Annotated in this window: 14 protein-coding genes and 1 rRNA gene; 6 read left to right on the top strand and 9 right to left on the bottom strand. The window is 33.8% G+C overall.

Going from position 1 to position 16,204, the window contains the following annotated elements; translation table 11 throughout:
* Positions 1–69 (bottom strand): 16S ribosomal RNA (locus ERL59_RS20550); the annotation flags it as partial.
* Positions 70–516: 447 nt separating this feature from the next.
* On the opposite strand from ERL59_RS20550, the gene ERL59_RS20545 reads away from it, so the two are divergent.
* The gene (locus ERL59_RS20545; RefSeq protein WP_160648098.1) at positions 517–1,305 is read left to right on the top strand and encodes an MBL fold metallo-hydrolase; all 789 of its coding nucleotides are present in this window, start codon (positions 517–519) and stop codon (positions 1,303–1,305) included.
* A gap of 80 nt (positions 1,306–1,385) precedes the next feature.
* Here the strand turns inward: ERL59_RS20545 and ribD are convergent, their stop codons facing one another.
* The 7 genes from ribD to ERL59_RS20510 all read right to left on the bottom strand — a co-directional run bounded on the left by ribD (position 1,386) and on the right by ERL59_RS20510 (position 9,591).
* The gene (ribD, locus tag ERL59_RS20540) at positions 1,386–2,498 is read right to left on the bottom strand and encodes a bifunctional diaminohydroxyphosphoribosylaminopyrimidine deaminase/5-amino-6-(5-phosphoribosylamino)uracil reductase RibD (RefSeq protein WP_160648097.1); all 1,113 of its coding nucleotides are present in this window, start codon (positions 2,496–2,498) and stop codon (positions 1,386–1,388) included.
* Complete coding sequence (locus ERL59_RS20535; protein WP_160648096.1) at positions 2,491–3,246, bottom strand: GTP cyclohydrolase II; 756 nt, start codon at positions 3,244–3,246, stop codon at positions 2,491–2,493. The genes ribD and ERL59_RS20535 overlap by 8 nt, the downstream gene beginning before the upstream one ends.
* 130 nt (positions 3,247–3,376) lie before the next feature.
* Positions 3,377–5,389 carry an NAD-dependent DNA ligase LigA gene (ligA, locus tag ERL59_RS20530; RefSeq protein WP_160648095.1) on the bottom strand — a complete coding sequence of 671 codons (2,013 nt, stop codon included), beginning with the start codon at positions 5,387–5,389 and terminating at the stop codon, positions 3,377–3,379.
* Positions 5,390–5,466: 77 nt separating this feature from the next.
* A complete protein-coding gene (gene pcrA / locus ERL59_RS20525; protein WP_160648094.1) occupies positions 5,467–7,716 on the bottom strand; it encodes a DNA helicase PcrA in 2,250 nt (749 codons plus the stop codon).
* A 145-nt stretch (positions 7,717–7,861) separates the two neighbouring features.
* Entirely contained in the window at positions 7,862–8,563 is a 702-nt protein-coding gene (gene pcrB / locus ERL59_RS20520; protein ID WP_160648093.1) for a heptaprenylglyceryl phosphate synthase, read from the bottom strand.
* A gap of 207 nt (positions 8,564–8,770) precedes the next feature.
* Complete coding sequence (locus ERL59_RS20515; RefSeq protein ID WP_160648092.1) at positions 8,771–9,358, bottom strand: spore coat protein; 588 nt, start codon at positions 9,356–9,358, stop codon at positions 8,771–8,773.
* Positions 9,359–9,381: 23 nt separating this feature from the next.
* Positions 9,382–9,591 (bottom strand): spore coat protein, encoded by a 210-nt coding sequence (locus tag ERL59_RS20510; protein WP_160648091.1) that lies wholly within the window; start codon positions 9,589–9,591, stop codon positions 9,382–9,384.
* A 252-nt stretch (positions 9,592–9,843) separates the two neighbouring features.
* Here ERL59_RS20510 and ERL59_RS20505 point away from each other — a divergent pair, with 252 nt between their 5' ends.
* The 4 genes from ERL59_RS20505 (at position 9,844) to ERL59_RS20490 (ending at position 13,977) form a co-directional block, all read left to right on the top strand.
* Positions 9,844–11,334 carry a GAF domain-containing sensor histidine kinase gene (locus ERL59_RS20505; protein WP_160648090.1) on the top strand — a complete coding sequence of 497 codons (1,491 nt, stop codon included), beginning with the start codon at positions 9,844–9,846 and terminating at the stop codon, positions 11,332–11,334.
* Positions 11,335–11,359: 25 nt separating this feature from the next.
* Entirely contained in the window at positions 11,360–11,992 is a 633-nt protein-coding gene (locus tag ERL59_RS20500; protein ID WP_328700002.1) for a response regulator transcription factor, read from the top strand.
* A 198-nt stretch (positions 11,993–12,190) separates the two neighbouring features.
* The gene (locus tag ERL59_RS20495) at positions 12,191–12,724 is read left to right on the top strand and encodes an NADPH-dependent FMN reductase (RefSeq protein WP_160648089.1); all 534 of its coding nucleotides are present in this window, start codon (positions 12,191–12,193) and stop codon (positions 12,722–12,724) included.
* Complete coding sequence (locus ERL59_RS20490) at positions 12,721–13,977, top strand: MFS transporter (protein WP_160648088.1); 1,257 nt, start codon at positions 12,721–12,723, stop codon at positions 13,975–13,977. Before ERL59_RS20495 ends, ERL59_RS20490 begins: the two co-directional genes overlap by 4 nt.
* Before the next feature lie 92 nt (positions 13,978–14,069).
* Here ERL59_RS20490 and ERL59_RS20485 read toward each other — a convergent pair whose 3' ends face one another.
* Positions 14,070–14,285, bottom strand: a complete 216-nt coding sequence (locus tag ERL59_RS20485; RefSeq protein WP_160648087.1) for a hypothetical protein — start codon at positions 14,283–14,285, stop codon at positions 14,070–14,072.
* A gap of 268 nt (positions 14,286–14,553) precedes the next feature.
* Here ERL59_RS20485 and ERL59_RS20480 point away from each other — a divergent pair, with 268 nt between their 5' ends.
* The gene (locus ERL59_RS20480; RefSeq protein WP_160648086.1) at positions 14,554–16,161 is read left to right on the top strand and encodes a nitrite/sulfite reductase; all 1,608 of its coding nucleotides are present in this window, start codon (positions 14,554–14,556) and stop codon (positions 16,159–16,161) included.
* Positions 16,162–16,204 lie beyond the last annotated feature (43 nt).

Genomic DNA, 16,204 nt, shown 5'->3' with positions numbered 1-16,204 from the left:
TCGTTCGACTTGCATGTATTAGGCACGCCGCCAGCGTTCGTCCTGAGCCAGGATCAAACTCTCCATTAAAGGTTGCAATCTTACGATCACAACTTATTTTAGAGCGCTTGGCTCATTCTTTGTTACATGTTATATCCGGGTTCCCAAAAGTTAAAACTTTTGACTTTTGTTAGTATTAATCGATTCATTTTGTTCAGTTTTCAAGGAACTTTTCTTTTCATTGCGACAAGAAATAATATACCACGGATGGTCCAATGAATGCAATGAGAAATTATTCCAAATGTTAAAATTTTTTTTACACGTTTTTGAACCAAAAAACTTTTTTGGTCATTTTTTCAAAAACAACTTTTAAATTAATAGTTCAATCAATATAATAGGAGTATATAACAAAAGTTCTTATTAAAACCTCAGTAGTCCCATCTCAATAGATGTAACTTCTGTTAATAACTTAGAATTTGAAAAGTATCTAAAAATTGTTAAGCTATAAAAAAATATAAATAAGGAAAGTGAAAATATATGCTTCAGCTCTCGCATCATGAAGATATTATAGGTGCTAAAACTGTAGTACCTGCCATAGGTTTTCAAGTAAACGTTTATTTTTACATTATAGATGGTTTATTGATAGATACAGGTCCACAGAGAGGAAAAAAAGATATTATTCCTTTTTTACAGCAGAACGATATAAATCAAGTAATTATCACTCATCATCATGAAGATCATACTGGTTTAGCTCCTTGGGTTGCCAAACATAAACAAATACCAATATACGCTCACCAATCAGGTCTGGAACTTTGTCGCAAAAATGGAAATATGCCATATTATCGTAAATTTTTTTGGGGTAAACGAAAGGGATTTGATGTTTCAGAACTTAACTCAACCTTTGAAACAAACAAATATAAATATAAAGTTATTCATACACCAGGACATGCTGAGGATCATATCGTTCTATTAGATGAGGAAAATGGACGGTTATTTAGTGGAGATCTATATGTATTAGGCAAGCCACAAAGTATATGGCACTTTGAAAATATGCCTCTTTTAATGAATTCTATAAGGAATGTTTTGAAATATGACTTTTCTACTGTTTATTGTTGTCATGCTGGGATATTAAAGGATGGAAAACAAAAACTGCAATTAAAACTCAACTATTTGGAAGAGTCCCAAACAAAAATAAAAGAAATGCATAAAGAGGGTAAAAGCAATAAGGAAATAGCCAATGCGCTTTTTCCTCATAAAAATATGCTAAACTATTTTTCATTTTTTGATACCTCTCCGATACATTTAGTTAAATCCATGCTTTCATAAATACAAACTAAAAACCGAATGACAGAGATCTGCATTCGGTTATTTATGTCTGAGTTTTTAGGATAGTAAAAAATAAATTATTATTTCCTACACTCTTCTTCTTTTTGATAATCTGGATAACCAACAAACTTAAAATCTTTCCCTATATTTTCTACAACTATATTACTTAACTCCACCGCATCTCCCATTTTTCCAATTCCTATCCCTTCAAGGAAGGTAGGGGCTTGTTTTCCGCCAATTAACTTCGGAGCTATGTAGAGAACTACTTTATCAATCAATTGATTTTCAAGAAAGGAAGCATTAACTCCACCTCCACCTTCTATCAATAAAGAAGAGATCAGATGCTCCCCGAGTATTTTTACAACTTCATTCGGATCTACTCGTTTAGTTCCACCAGTATGAAAAACTTTGATCCCTTCATTTTGTAGTTTCATCTTCTTATCTTTATCATAATTTAAAGATGTGAAAATCCAAGTTTCAGCCTGATCATCAGTAACTAACTTAGCGTCAAGAGGGATTTTTAACTTGGAATCAAGAATCACTCGAATCGGATTACGTCCATTTGAAATACGAGTTGTTAATTCTGGATTATCCTTTATTACGGTATTTACCCCAACAAGAATTGCCATATTTTCGTTTCTAAGTTGATGAACGTCTTGTCTTGCCTCCTCAGAAGTAATCCATTTACTATCAGAAGAATGCGTAGCAATTTTCCCATCTAAAGTAATTGCAGATTTTAACGTAACAAACGGTTTTTGATGAACAATAAACTTATTAAATACTTCATTCATCCGTTTTGATTTTTGTGAATTGATTCCAATCACTACTTCAATGCCAGCTTCTTGAAGTATTTTAACCCCATTACCAGAAACAACAGGATTAGGATCAAGTGCTGCAATAACGACTTTTTTTATTCCAGCTTTTACAATCGCTACTGCACAGGGACCTGTTCTTCCATGGTGAGAGCATGGTTCAAGCGTTACATATATCGTCCCACCTTTTGCTTTATCACCAGCCATTCGCAGAGCGTGAATCTCAGCATGTGGTTCACCCGCTTTTAAATGTGCACCAATTCCTACTATACGGTTATGATTTACAATGACTGAACCGACCAATGGGTTGGGATCTGTTTGACCTTTCATTGCTAATGCATTATTTAAAGCCAAATCCATATAAAATTCATCATTAGTCATTTGAACAAGTCTCCTCTTCTTCTAAATGACCTGAACGTTTTATTTTTGTTTCAAGATAGTTCTCGTTAAACTCAGAAACATCTCCCCAAAGTGGTTTCCTTTCTGAAACCTCTAATCCAGCATCTTTCAACGCCTTTAGCTTTTTAGGATTGTTTGTCATCAGTGTAACTGGTTTGGATCTTAACGTTTTAAGTACCAATATGGCATCATCATAGTTTCTTGAATCATCAACAAAACCTAGACTTTCATTTGCATCAACGGTATCATATCCATTTTCTTGAAGTATATAAGCCATTGCCTTGCTAAACAATCCAATACCTCTTCCTTCATGGTTAGCTAAATAAAATAAAGCACCTGTTCCATGATCTACGATCATTTTCATAGACTGCTTCAATTGATAGCCACAATCACAACGTTTACTTCCAAATATATCCCCTGTATGACAAATAGAATGCATTCTTATGATGGCGTCATCTCCATATGAAAAGTCACCATATGATAAAACACTTGATTGTTGTAACTCAGCTAAATTAACAGAAGATAATTTTTCAATGATTTTCTCATAGTTTTCTGTTACTTCTTCACAATTTAACCAGCAATACCATTGAAATTCGATAGTTTCTCCGTAAAGATTAACAGGTAGTTGAATAGGACCGACTAAATAAATCGCCCCTTTATTCGTTTTGATAAGCTCAATTTTATCTTCAAGTACAGATAGAACTTTTGATTCCAATTTTGTTTGTGTCATCAATGATATACCTCTTTCTACACATTGTGTCTTATCAAATTTTTAAGTTATTAAGATATTGTGTGCAACCATAAACAAACAATACAATTGAGATAAAACAATGTAGTTATCAACAGTTAGAATTTTATGATTATCTTTTTATCTCTTTCAGTAACTCCATTTCATTTAATACTTGAATGCCTAGATCCGTAGCTTTTTTTAATTTACTTCCTGCTTTTTCTCCTGCTATCAAGTAATCTGTGTTTTTAGAAACACTTCCTGTAACTTTAGCACCTAGTGTTTCTAACAAAATTGCCGCTTCTTTACGCCCTAACTCCTGTAAGGTTCCTGTAATGACTACCGTTTTATCTTTAAAAATATTATCTTTAATTTCTTCCTTCTGTTCCACTTTTGATTGAGGGTGTACACCTGCTGCAAGCATTCGCTCAATACTTGTTTTAATAATTGGGTTTTGAAAAAATGAAACAATACTTTCTGCTACAATATCTCCTACATCATGTAACTCCACCAACTGTTCTTGTGTGGCACTCATTACATTCTCTAAATTTTTGTAATGTTCCGCAATTAATTTAGTTGTAGTAATCCCCGTATTTGGAATCCCTAATGCATATAAAAAATGGGTTAAATCTTTCGTTTTACTGTTTTCAATCGCTTCTAATAAATTAGTGGCTTTCTTTTCCCCAAACCGTTCTAAATCAATTAGATCATCAAAGGTTAAATCATATAAATCTGCTGGATCACGCACTTCACGTTCCTCATATAACTGAGTAATTGTTTTTATACTTAAAGTATCAATGTCCATCGCATCTCTAGAAGCAAAATGTCTCATTCGACCTATTAATTGAGGTTTGCAACCTAATTGATTTTCACAAAATAAATGAGCTCCTTTTTTCACTAATTCTGTTCCACATGATGGACAAACATTAGGAATAGTTATCTCAGCCCCATCGTTTTCTTCTGTCACCTTACCTAGAATTTCAGGGATAACATCGTTAGATCTCCGAATGTACACTTCAGATCCAAGGGCGTATTTTAAACTTTTTCTTTCTATATCACCTTCATTGTTTAAAGTTGCCCTTTGTACTGTAACTCCTCCAATATCTACTGCACTCACTTTTGCAACAGGAGTAATTTTACCCGTTCGGCCAACCTCCCACATTACTTCTTCTAGAATAGTAGTTGCTTCCTCAGCTTTGAATTTATATGCAATTGCCCAGCGAGGAAATTTCTCTGTATATCCTAATACTTCTCTTGTTTTCATATCTGCTATTTTAATCACGGCACCATCAATTAAATAATCCAGTGTAGATTTCATTTGTTCGATATTTTCTAATTCTTTCATCACATTATCCAGATGATCTATAAAATGAATGTACGGATTCACTTTAAACTGATTTTCTTTTAAAAATCTCACCATTTCTTGATGGTCCTCAAACTTAATTTCTTCGGCATAACCTACATTATATATAAACGCATCTAAGTTCCGCTTTGCGGTAACTTGAGGATTTAAATTTCTTAATGCACCTGCTGCTGCATTTCTTGCATTTTTTAAAGGTTCATCTGCCGTTTTATTATATTTTTCCAAAATAGAAAGAAACATTAACCCTTCGCCTTGGATTTCTAAACGTCCACTTTTATAGGGGATTTGTAAAGGAATGGATTTTATCGTTTTTACTTGTGCAAGTATACTCTCACCAACTACACCATTTCCTCTGGTTGAAGCTTGAATTAACTGTCCTTGATCATAAGTTAGATTTAATGTCAGCCCATCAAATTTCAACTCCAGAACAAAGGAAGGCTCAGGAAGTTTTTGATCAGCATTTTTTATATTATATTCATTTACAAGTTTCATCACTCGTTTATACCATGCTTGTAAATCCTCGTGGTTTTGTGCTTTATCCAAACTCCACAATCGATTGATATGTCGATGTTCACTAAACCCCTTTAGAATTTCCCCTCCCACTCTTTGGGTTGGAGAGTTAGGATAAACATTTCCTGTCTCTTTTTCTAAAGCAACAAGCTGATCATAAAGTCGGTCAAATTCCTGGTCACTTATTAAAGGCTGGTCTAATGTATAGTAGTGAACATTGTATTTATTAATTTCTTCTATGAGCTTTTTCATTGTTTCTAAGCGATCATCCATTGAATTCCCTCGTTTCATTTAATAACTGTGTTTTTGCAGTCACAAGAGTATATAAATACAAAGATTTTATGGAATAGCTACACCTTAGTAATGGGTGCGAACTTAGCAAGTAATCTTTTCACACCAACAGGAGCAGGAAATGCGATTTGCAATTCTGTATCATCCCCAGTTCCTTTAATAGCAACCACTGTACCTATACCCCACTTATTATGTGAAACTTTATCTCCATTACTATAATTCCCAACAGGTTTTTCTGTTGCAATAATATGTGAAGACTGTTTTTGGCGCTGAAAAGCTGGGTTTTGAAATGATGAATTTGTTCGATATTGTGATTTCGATCCATAAGAGGAAGGTTGATATTCTCTTACAGGTGATTGATCTACAATCAACTCTTCAGGTATTTCCTGCAAAAATCTTGAAGGTGCATTTGAAGACGCTCTACCATACAACATTCTCATTTTTGCACACGTTAAGAACAGTTGTTTCTCCGCTCTAGTAATCCCTACATAAGCTAAACGTCTTTCCTCCTCTAGCTCCTCATTGTCATCAAAAGTACGACTATGCGGAAATACACCTTCCTCCATTCCGGCAACAAATACATAAGGAAATTCCAACCCTTTTGCACTGTGCATTGTCATTAAGGTAACTGCAGAGGTATCTTCGTTTTCTAATGGACTTTCATCTAATGTATCTATATCAGCAATCAAAGCTAAGTCTGTTAAAAAAGCAACTAATGAATCATCATCATTTCGTTTTTCAAATTCCATCGTTACAGAAAGAAACTCATCTATATTTTCCAATCTCGATTTAGACTCAATTGTATTTTCACGAATAAAAGGTTCTTTATACTGAGTCATCTCCAACATCTTTTCTGTTAATTCAGTCACTGATAAGTAATCTGTCATGGAGGTTAAGTTATCAATTAGTATTTTAAACTGTTGTAATGCATTTTTGGCTCTTGAGCTAATTTCTACAGCACTTAAATCTTCCAGCAATGTAAAAATAGATTTACCTTCTTTCGCTGCTTGTGTTTCTAGTTTGTCCAGAGAAGCAGCACCAATACCTCGTTTAGGTACGTTTACGATTCTCTGAAAGCTAATATCATCATTTGGATTGGATATCAAGCGAAGATAAGCTAATATGTCTTTAATTTCTTTTCTATCATAGAATTTAATCCCGCCAATAATTTGATATTGAATATCCGATTTAATTAATATTTCTTCGATCACACGTGATTGGGCATTCGTACGGTATAAAATAGCATGATCTTTATACTTGATACCTTTTTCATGATTTTGTTTAATTTCATTTGCAATAAAATAGCCTTCATCATGCTCAGAATCAGCTTTGTATAGGTGGATTTTTTCACCCTCACCTTGATCTGTCCATAGCTTTTTAGGTTTCCGTCCTGTATTGTTATTAATCACTTCATTTGCTGCATTTAAAATATTAGCTGTGGAGCGATAATTTTGCTCTAATAATATGACTTTTGCATTTGGATAATCTTTCTCAAAGTTTAATATATTCGTAATATCAGCACCTCTCCATCTATAAATGGATTGGTCACTATCTCCAACAACACATATTCGTTGATGTTGGTCTGCAATCATTTGACATAATAAATATTGGGCACGGTTAGTATCCTGATATTCATCCACATGAATATATTGAAATTTATATTGATAATACGCTAATACTTCCTTTTCCGTTTGAAATAACTCAATGGTTTTCATAATTAAATCGTCAAAATCCAGAGAATTATTCTTTTTTAATTTCTTTTGGTATAACGTATATACATTTGAAACGACACCTTGATAGTAATCTCCAATTGTACTCTCGTATCTTTCAGGGGAAATAAGTTCATTTTTAGCTGTACTTATGGCTGATAAAACGGCTCTAGGTTCATATTTTTTACTATCTATATTTAATTCCTTCATGCAATTTTTCACTGCAGATAACTGATCTGTAGAATCTAAAATTGTAAAATTAGAAGTGAAACCAATTTTTTCTATATCCTTGCGTAAAATTCTTACACACATGGAATGAAAAGTGGAAACCCAAATATCATTGGCAGTAGGACCTATTAAACTCTCTACCCTTTCTTTCATTTCTCTAGCCGCTTTATTTGTGAATGTGATGGCAAGGATATTCCAAGGAGCTACTTTATTTGTTGCAATTAAATAGGCAATACGGTGGGTAAGTACTCTTGTTTTACCACTTCCAGCACCTGCCATAATTAATAACGGATCTTCTGTTGTTTCAACTGCTTTTTTTTGTTGTTTATTTAAACTTTCTATGGATTCAAATATATCAAAAGTTTCATTCATTTAAATTTTCAGACCTTCCTAATTGGATATTAAACGTCCAAATGGACTTTCTTCCCCATTAATAATGTGTTCAATAAAATGATAATTAAGTTGATATATGTATTATAACACATGTAAGCGAATGCACGTTCTTATCTTTTTATACCTATTGCTTTGGCATTTCGTCTTTAATTTTCACCGTTTCTATAGCTAACTCAATATCATTATAAATGGCATTCCCAACAATGATCGTATCCGCTACTTTGGCTGCCATCAATGCTTTTTGTATATTATTTATACCTCCACCATAAAAGAACTGTGTATTGGTTAAAACTTTTTTCACATTTTTTAACATTGCTATATTTCCAAATACTCCGCTATATTCAACATAAAAAATGGGCATATGAAATAATTGCTCAGCACATCTTGCATAGGAGAGCACATCCTCTTCATTTAAATCTGTCGAGGCATTTGTCACTTTTGTGACTGTTGCATCTGGATTTAAAGAAACATAAGCTTCTGTCAAAATATTCTCCCAAGGCATGATATCTCCGTACTTTTTAATAGCTCTTTGATGGTTCCCAATAATCCATTCTGCATCAGATGCGTTTAAAACAATTGGGATCATATAAAGGTCAAACCCTATAACAATTGCATCTTGATTTGAAACTTCTAAAATAGTTGGTATTGAATATTGCTGAATTCTGGAAAACAAGTCATATGTATTTTCGTAAGTGATTCCAGATGAACCACCAACCATAATTGCATCGGTCCCAGAACTACAGATTTTTGCCAAATGATCATCTGATATCTTTTTGTCAGGATCTAGTTTAAAAATGTGGTTCCAATTTTTAATAATACTTTTCAAAATGAACCTCCAAAATTCACCTTAAAAGTGAAGATTACGTTTATTATGTTTTCCCTAAAATTCAGTCTAAAGTACGGACCCTACCCTGTCAAACAAATACACATAAAGTTAAAATAAGATCAAAAATAATATATTAATAAAAGATTAAAATAAAAAAAAGCACTCTGAATAAAGAGGGTTCAGAGCGCTACAACATAAATACTAAGATTAAATCAAGTATTTTTTAGCTTGGTCTTGTGTTGAAGTTGACATTTGTGAACTCGTGCTCATCTGTGTTCCTGATCTCATTTGTGGAGTCCCAGATTGATTTATATTTGCACTCGAAGAGCTTGTTGTTGGTGAAGCAGCTCCTGGTGGCATTGTACCCATGGCACCATAGTTTGACGTCATAGGCATTTGTGTCGATTGTTGATAAGGCTGAGTTGAAGTCGCCATCATACCAGACTGCCCTCCACCTAAATATTGTTGCATAAACTGCTGCGTTTCATAACCACATTGATTAAATTTTTGCTGCTCTTTTTGAATCTCCTGCATGGATGCTGGAGTCACATTATACATACCCTGTTGGCTCATAATTTGAAATAACTGTGCTTGATCTGCCAGTGTCTTTTGAAGTAATTGATTAAAGTTTTGATGAACTGTTGGATTTGCTGCTTCCAAACATGCGGTCGTATATTCTCTTGCCATTCTTTTTAGTTCTGACAAAACTAAATTTGCCATATCTTTATCTGGTAAAGAGACATGTTGTTGTCCCATTTGTTGTTGCCCCATATTTGATGTAGGTTGATTATACATTGGTAGCCCTCCTTTTCTTTTGTTTATGAATATTGGCTATGATGATCTAATACATTCATTAATTGACCAAAGTCCTGAAAACGTTCATGTGACATATGATTAAAAAACTGTTTCAACTGTGGATTTTGGCATTCTACCGCTCCATGTACACAAAGTTTTACAATTGTTTCTTCATTTTTCAAAGAATCACATATGTAAGATAGTTCTTTGGTTGAAATGGATCCAGTATGCATTGATTTTCCCCCTTTCCCTTATTCATCCATATTAGCTTGCCACACTTTTTTTGTTTTTATTTATCCCTTTATTATCACTTGAAAGTATTTGTTTTTTATGGGTTGCAACTTTCCATCGATCTATATTTGTTTAGATAAATTCTTTTTGCACATATGTCATGCGCTCCATTATACTTAGATTATTAATGAGATTAACCACGGTGAACTATGAAAAAAATTGTTTTTAATTGAAGAGTAGGGAAGTGAAATGAAATGGTGAACGAAAAAAACATACAAAAATTGACTACATTAAAGGTCATTTTACAAACGATAAACCAAGTAACAGATCTTAATAAAATGCTACAATCCGTCTTAAAAGAACTTATTCATATTATGGACTTAAAAACAGGTTGGATTTATTTCATTGATGTCGATGGCAATTTTAAACTTGTGACAGACTACAACCTTCCACCTGCTCTATGTCACGAAGATAAAAAACATATGTGTGAAGGTAGTTGCTGGTGTATTGACCGTTACCATGATGGCAGATTGGATAAAGCAGCCAATATTATAGAATGTAAAAGAATTGATGATGCAATAAAATATGAATGGGGAGATACGGAAGACGTCACGCATCATGCTACAGTTCCATTAAAAGCAGGCAATGAAAATTTTGGGTTATTAAATGTTGCATCACCAAACAAATTGGAATTTAATGAAGAAGAACTAGCATTATTAGAATCGGTAGCTATTCAAATCGGAACTGCGATTAAACGTCTAAATTTTATGAATAGAGATCAAAAAAGAGCCTCTATGTTTCAGAAGTTAGGCGAAGTCACCACCGCGTTACATGGTGACCGTAATGAAAATTATAGATTAGAATACTCAGCTTCATTGATACAAATTAAATTTAAGTATAATCGCGTCCAGATTGAATGTAATGAAAATAAACATGAGGAAGATATAGGTTCCAGAGAAGAAATGATATCTATTACCCAACCTTTTAAACTTGGAGAAACTTCAGGAAAGATTACCATTTCAAATCCATCTTTAGATGATATTGATCGAGATATTATTGAACAACTTGGTCAGCATTTAGCTATCGTTTTCGAACATACACGATTAAACCAAAAAGGGCATGAACTAGCATTAATTCAAGAACGCAATCGACTAGCTAGAGACCTACATGATTCGGTCAATCAACTTCTATTTTCTTTAATGCTTACAGTAAGGGGTGCAAAAGAAATGACTGAAGATCAAGATATCCATGAAATGTTAAATTACATGCAAGAGCTTTCTCAAGATGCTCTCAAGGAAATGCGGGCACTAATTTGGCAACTGCGTCCTCAAAATTTAGAGGAAGGAATTGTTTGTGCTTTAGTAGCGTACGGAAAAGTATTAGGTTTAAATGTATCTGCTGATGTTCATGGTGTAGGAGAGCTTCCTAGTATAATGGAAGAGTGTTTATGGCGAATCGGTCAAGAAGCGTTAAATAATATTAAAAAACATGCAGAAACGACGGAAGTATGGATTGAGTTTAACCGTGATCATAAAAACGTTGAAATGAATATTCGTGATCAAGGTATCGGTTTTAGTATAAATAGCGAACAACATAGTCCATCTCTTGGTCTTAAAAGCATGCGTGAAAGAGCTGAATTGTTTGGAGGGACAGTAATCATACAGAGTGTTTCAGGGAAAGGAACACTCTTAAAGGTAAGTTTACCTATGACAAAAACCTATATTGATACACATACATTAAAATGAAGAAATGAAAGGTTGGGGAACAACATTGGGTATTAGAATATTAATCGCTGATGACCATAAAGTAGTAAGAAGAGGCTTATATTTTTTTCTACGCACACAAGACGATATAGAAATTTTGGGAGAAGCAGAAAATGGGAAAGAAGCTGTTAAACTAGCAAATGAATTGCAGCCAGATATTATTTTAATGGATGTAATGATGCCCGTTATGAATGGTATTGAGGCTACAAAGGTCATCAAAGAACAAAATCCACATATGAAAATCATTATTTTAACTAGTTTTTCAGACCAAGACCATGTCATTCCTGCTATCAAATCTGGTGCAACTGGTTATCAATTAAAAGATGTTGAACCAGACGAACTTGTAAAAACGATTCGCAATGTGCATCTGGGGCAAAACCATGTCCACCCTAAAGCGATGTCGCACATGATGTCCCATATGACGGATAAAAAACAAGAAGATCATTTAGTGGAGCAGTTAACTAAACGCGAGAGAGAGGTTTTATCAGAAATTACGAATGGTAAAAGCAACAAAGAAATTGCTGATAGTTTAAATATCACAGAAAAAACAGTCAAAACTCACGTATCTAACATTTTGTCAAAGCTTCAATTAGCGGATCGAACACAAGCTGCTCTATTTGCGGTAAAACACAACCTTTAATAACCTACAAAAGTGATGAATGAGCTCCAATAACCTACTATCTGCTACGACTAAAGTCGTAGAATAAAATAAACCATTTTTATGAGGTTAAAATATACATAATCATTTATAATTTATAGTAATTAATACAACGGGATCCTTATTAAGGTGTCGTTATTTTTAAAAATTATATTGAAGTAATTAAGGAGAGAAATGAACATGAAAATATTAGTCATTAATGGAACCCCTAGAAAATTTGGTAGAACAGGCGTGATAGGAAAGTATATTACACAAAAATACAAGGCAGATTTGATAGATTTAAGTGAAGGAAAGATTCCAATGTACAATGGTGAGGAAGATCAGGATGAAATCACTTCTGTAAAGCAATTAAGGCAATTAGCTTATGACGCAGATGGTGTTGTACTAACATCTCCTGAATATCATAGTGGTATGAGTGGTGCATTAAAAAACGCCATTGATTTTTTGGGCAGTGCCCAATTCGAACATAAACCAGTCGCCCTCATTGCAGTTGGTGGTGGCGGGAAAGGGGGAATTAATGCATTAGGAAATATGCGTACTGTTGCAAGGGGAATATATGCAAATGTTATTCCTAAACAATTAGTATTAGATCCAGATCGATTTGATATGGAAAACAAACAGTTAACAGAACAAGGTATGAATCAAGTAGATGAAGTGATGAAAGAACTGAAAGTATATATGCAGCATAGTGTACAGAGAAGTACTAGGCAATGAGTTTGATTGTTCAAGATCAACGTTTCCTTAAAATATTAACTGCGAATATTTTTTCATCCATTGGATCAGGTATTACTATGATTGCCATCCCGTGGATGATTGTTACCGGAGAAAATGGGGCTAGTACCTTTGGACTTATTTCGCTGTTATTAACCATGATGTTATTCCTCATCGCTCCAATCATAGGCAACCTCATAGATCAATATTCTCGCAAAAAATTGCTGTTGTGGTCTGAAATGATAGGATTTATAGTTATCGGTTTATTTGCTTTCATCGGATTTGTAAATGGAGGTTACGCTACTTGGCAGCTGGTGGTATTATTTGCTAGCGGTATGTTGTATTATTCTTTGTTTTATCCGACGATGTTTGCAATGAATCAAGAAATCTTCGAACCTCGTCAATACAAGAGCTTAAACGGAATCATGGAAATACAGGGGCAACTATCTAGTGTTATTGCTGGAGGTGTTGCTACTTTATTAATTGAAGCGATTGATCTGTATTGGATTTTAGTCATAGACGCAAGCACATATGCTATTGCTTTTATCATCTTATACACAATCCCTTATTTGAAAAAGAATCAATCAACTAAAACCAATTCCGATGCTTCCTTCTGGGAGAAAATGCGGGAAGGTTACGAATACTTAAAAGAACGTCCATTACTATTTTTATTTCTAATTTCTGCGTTCATCCCATTTGTTATCGTTATGATTACAAATTATGTGTTCCCTATTTATATTGAATCCACTTTACAAGCTGGTGGCAATGTATATGGCGCTCACGAAATGATATTTGGAGTTGGAGCACTCCTAGCAGGAATAACCGTTCCTTTCCTTATATCAAAATTAGGGAATGTAAAAATCGTCCTTTTTGGTATATTCATGTTTATGCTTTCCATGATACTAACTACGATTTTCCCTATTACCACTTTATTTATCATTGTATCCCTATTTTTTGGTTTAGCAAATGCGGGTACCAGGGTCGCCCGGAACACATTAATGATGGAAATGATCCCTAACGATAAAATAGGACGTGTTGAAAGTTTATTCCGATCCATTGGTCTTGCAATACGAATTACCTTAATCGGAAGTTTTACTGTTATTATTCCTCAATCAGGTACATTTTCTTCATTAAGCATATTAAGTATAATTCTTATTACCTCAGTCATAACGGCATGGATTGGGAGACAATATTTTAAAAAGGACACATCTTCTATCATAAATTCAAAGGTTGTTAATGTGCAAACTCAAAAGTAAAAATTGAATCAAATATACTAAACATGGTAAACAAAAAAACACCCTTTAAAAGAGTGTTTTTTATGTATTTTCAATTTTTAATTAATTACAGCTCACAGATAACCAGTCCAAGCTAAAACAATCAATACATCCATAAAAGCAAATATAACTAAACAAACAAAAGCAAAACCTATTGCAAATAAATTTTTATCTTTAGCTAATATTAAACGTACAAAACCTATTGCAATGATGACTGAGAACAAAATCATAACAAGGTCAAAATAAGAGAATTGACCTACTTTTTCAACAGCTTCTTCTGCAAGAAACATTAAGGTACCCCCTTTTACGCATAACACATTAATTATATAATACTTATGTTCTATTCTGTATACAAGACATTATATAAAAAGTTAACAACTTTGTCACGATTAATAAAGAGAAACATCACTTTATATAATTTTTCCCTATGTTACTTATAATTATTATTTATAATTAATTATTTCTTTAGTGATTTACGATTATTATTTAATATGTTACTATCAAAATAGATTATTCATACTAAATTTATCGGAATTATACAGTTAGGAGGAATTAAGCATGGCTTATGAAGCTAAGTGGGCTGATGATCCATCTAAACTAAATAAAACAGAGTTAATGAAATTAGAAAAAGATGGTTTAGATATTATTAGAACGATTATTGAGAAATATGCTAATGAAGGTTATGAATCTATTCCAGAAGATGAAATGCTTCGATTTAAATGGGCAGGGGTATATGAGCAGAAACCAAAGGACGGACATTTCATGATGCGGGTCAGAATCAACTCTGGGATTATGACCTCTGATCAAGTTAGAGCCCTAGCAAGCATTGCTCATGATTATGGAAGAGATTTAGTAGATGTTACAACGCGACAAGCTATACAATTTCACTGGTTAAAAGTTGAAAATTTACCGGATATCTTTAAACGTTTAGAAGACGTAGGATTATATTCATACGAAGCATGTGGAGATTGTCCTAGAACGATTGTAGGTAACCCACTAGCAGGGATTGATCCTAATGAATTAATGGATACAACAGATATTGTAAATGAGGTTAATGACTTTTTCTTAATGAATAGAGATTTTTCAAACTTACCTCGAAAATACAAAATATCAATCTCATCCAATATTTATAATACAGCACATGCTCAAATTAACTGCTTAGCGTTTACGCCTGCTACGAAAGTCATTGACGGTAAAGAAGTTATTGGTTTTCATGTGTGGGTAGGTGGAGGATTATCAGCGAAACCTTTCTTAGCACAACAACTAGATATTTTTGTACGCCCAGAAGAAGTGTTAAAAATATCAGAGGCGATCACGATTATTTATCGAGATCATGGGTTCCGTGCAAAACGTCATCAATCAAGAATTAAATTCTTAATAGCAGATTGGGGCGTAGAAAAATTCCGTGAAGAACTAGTTAAGCAGTACGGTGAACTTCCAACAAGAGGGGAAGATAAAACGATAGCTTGGAATGCAGCATATTTTGACGGTGTTCACCCTCAAAAACAGGAAGGATATAGTTATGTAGGGTTAAACTTACCTGTAGGAAGATTAGATGCACAAGAATTCACAGAGCTAGCTAGATTAGCAGATGAATATGGGGATGGAAAACTTCGCTCAACTATGGCACAAAATTTAATTATTACTGGTGTGAAAAATGGAAAAGTTGAGGGATTATTACAAGAAAAAGTATTAGAAAGACTAACACCAAATCCAAAACGTTTTATGAGTCGTACCGTTTCTTGTACTGGAAATGAATTCTGTAATCTGGCTATTGTGGAAACCAAAAAAAGAGCAGTGGATGTAGCCGAATATTTAGACGATCACATCGACATGGAAGAACCTGTTCGCATTCACTTTATCGGATGCCCTAACTCTTGTGGTCAGAAACACATTGCTGATATTGGTCTTCAAGGTTCACTTGTAAAAACACCTGAAGGTATGGTGGATGCGTTTGACATTGCTGTAGGTGGAACACTTGAAGGTAATGGTGAGTTTAATCATAAATTAAAAGGAAGAGTCAAAGGCGACAATGTTGCTCCTGTATTAAAACAACTTATTGAATTCTATAACGATAATCGATCTGATGAAGAAACATTCCATCAATATGTTCATCGTGTTGGTGTCCCTGCTTTCCAGGAAAAATTAAATGAAATATTAGCTTAAAATTTAAAAAGGGAGGGGATGAATTAAAATGGTACCTGTAGTT

Source organism: Chengkuizengella marina, from assembly GCF_009910845.1.
GTDB classification, from domain to species: domain Bacteria; phylum Bacillota; class Bacilli; order Paenibacillales; family KCTC-33759; genus Chengkuizengella; species Chengkuizengella marina.
Note: the sequence above shows the minus strand (reverse complement) of the source record. Positions and strands in the feature narration are given on the sequence as shown.

What these genes read in the sequence shown, in the direction of transcription:
- ERL59_RS20480 (WP_160648086.1), top strand. Translation starts at nt 14,554, where the DNA reads ATGGCTTATGAAGCTAAGTGGGCTGATGATCCATCTAAACTAAATAAA.
- ligA (WP_160648095.1), bottom strand. Translation starts at nt 5,389, where the DNA reads ATGGATGATCGCTTAGAAACAATGAAAAAGCTCATAGAAGAAATTAAT.
- ERL59_RS20510 (WP_160648091.1), bottom strand. Translation starts at nt 9,591, where the DNA reads ATGCATACTGGATCCATTTCAACCAAAGAACTATCTTACATATGTGAT.
- ERL59_RS20485 (WP_160648087.1), bottom strand. Translation starts at nt 14,285, where the DNA reads ATGTTTCTTGCAGAAGAAGCTGTTGAAAAAGTAGGTCAATTCTCTTAT.
- ERL59_RS20490 (WP_160648088.1), top strand. Translation starts at nt 12,721, where the DNA reads ATGAGTTTGATTGTTCAAGATCAACGTTTCCTTAAAATATTAACTGCG.
- pcrA (WP_160648094.1), bottom strand. Translation starts at nt 7,716, where the DNA reads ATGAATGAAACTTTTGATATATTTGAATCCATAGAAAGTTTAAATAAA.
- ERL59_RS20545 (WP_160648098.1), top strand. Translation starts at nt 517, where the DNA reads ATGCTTCAGCTCTCGCATCATGAAGATATTATAGGTGCTAAAACTGTA.
- ERL59_RS20535 (WP_160648096.1), bottom strand. Translation starts at nt 3,246, where the DNA reads ATGACACAAACAAAATTGGAATCAAAAGTTCTATCTGTACTTGAAGAT.
- ERL59_RS20505 (WP_160648090.1), top strand. Translation starts at nt 9,844, where the DNA reads ATGGTGAACGAAAAAAACATACAAAAATTGACTACATTAAAGGTCATT.
- ERL59_RS20495 (WP_160648089.1), top strand. Translation starts at nt 12,191, where the DNA reads ATGAAAATATTAGTCATTAATGGAACCCCTAGAAAATTTGGTAGAACA.
- ERL59_RS20515 (WP_160648092.1), bottom strand. Translation starts at nt 9,358, where the DNA reads ATGTATAATCAACCTACATCAAATATGGGGCAACAACAAATGGGACAA.
- ribD (WP_160648097.1), bottom strand. Translation starts at nt 2,498, where the DNA reads ATGACTAATGATGAATTTTATATGGATTTGGCTTTAAATAATGCATTA.